2 protein-coding genes are annotated in these 1,505 nt (G+C 68.6%); one reads left to right on the plus strand and one right to left on the minus strand.

Features of this window, described 5'->3' with window-relative positions:
- Positions 1-9: 9 nt before the first annotated feature.
- Positions 10-183, minus strand: a complete 174-nt coding sequence (locus tag ACWELQ_RS45510; protein WP_452403163.1) for a helix-turn-helix domain-containing protein — start codon at positions 181-183, stop codon at positions 10-12.
- A 125-nt stretch (positions 184-308) separates the two neighbouring features.
- Between ACWELQ_RS45510 and ACWELQ_RS45515 the strand changes: the two genes are divergently transcribed.
- Positions 309-1,505, plus strand: a 1,197-nt coding sequence (locus ACWELQ_RS45515) for a phthiocerol/phthiodiolone dimycocerosyl transferase family protein (RefSeq protein ID WP_452403164.1), incomplete at its 3' end; no start/stop codon positions are given.

The following is a 1,505-nucleotide window of genomic DNA, read 5'->3' on the forward strand; positions in this document are numbered from 1 at the left end:
GGCAGCAGGTCATCTTCCACGAGGAATACGCCAAGGCCGATGCGCCGAGCCGGGTAAGTGGTAGTTGATGGCGGCCAGGTTCGCGCCGGAGGCGGCCACGATATCGCGCACGGTGGTGCGCGCGTAGCCACGGGTGGCGAGGCATTGTTTAGCGGCAGCGAGCAGGTCTTCACGGGTTCCCACCTGCCGAGAGTAACAGCGGACCCTACGGACGTTTGTGACCAGCGTTTCAAACAATTGTTTTGAACGACCGTATTAAACGTGTGTATGGTCGAGGGCAGCACGATCCCTCACAGGAAGTACGAGCCATGACTCAGCAGCGTTTGTTGTCCCCTTTCGAAATCGGCTACTTCGACACCGGCAGTCATCTGGGCAGCGTGCCCATCGGCGGGATGCCGCTGTTCGTCGGCAGCGTCGTGCGCGGCGAACTCGACGCGGGCATCCTGCGACGGGTGCTGGGTGAACTCGCGGCCGGGCATGTGCTGCTGCGCAGCCGGGTCGTGACCGGCGAGGGGGTGCGGAGGTTCGTGGCCGACGAGGCGTATGTGCCGCGGCTCGAGGAACGCGACGGCGAGACCGAGGACTATTGGGCGCTGGTGAATACGCGACCGGCGTTCGCGGACGGGCTGTTTCACGCGGTGCTGTTGCGGGGCGCGACGCAGTCACGGGTGGTGCTGGTGATTCATCACGGGATCAGTGACGGGCGCTCGGCCTTCGCGTTGCTGGATGAGTTGTGGCGGCGTTACAGCGCGCACGCGGCCGGAACCGTTGTGGCGCTGCCGGATTCCGACCGCGAGCTGGTCGGCGGTGTCGACGAGCTGCTCGCCCGGGTCACCAGCGAGGCCGAGGTGGACGGCTTCGTGGCGCAGGTGCGCGAGCTCGCGGCGAGTTTCGGCGCGGAGTCCGCGCCGCCCGCGCTGCCGCGCGACGGTGACGGGGTGGGCGATCCGGGCGGTCGGTTCGCGCTGCGGCGTATCGAGTTGAGTGCCGGGCGGACTGCGGAGGTGGTCGATACCGCTCGCGCACACGCGATCTCGGTCAACAGCCTGCTCGCCGGTGCGGCGCTGGCGGCGGTGCGCACCGAAGTGCCGCAGGACGGACCGGTGCCGTTGATGTGCGGGCATGCCGCGGATCTGCGCCCGGAACTCTCGCCGCGGCTACCCGCCTCGACCGTCCTCAATTGCGCCTCCGGTGCGGGCACACCCGCTCTGGTCGACCGCGACGCCGACCCGCTGGCGGTGGGCGCGGTCGTGGACGCCACGCTGCGGCACCTGCTCGACACCCGGTTCCCGGCGCTGTTCATGCGCGCCTCGCATCGGGATCTGGACGCCGCGGTGGCGGCATTGCTGTCGGCTCCGCCCGCGATCGCGTTGTCGAATATGGGCCGTATGCCCGCGCATGCGCTGCCGTCGCGGCTGGAGTTCGTGCGCGACGAGGTGTTCGCGATGGCGGCGGGGATGCCGCCGAAGATGACCATTTTCACCGTCGGTGACCGGCTCACGATC

The sequence above is a fragment of the Nocardia sp. NPDC004722 genome (assembly GCF_053601505.1).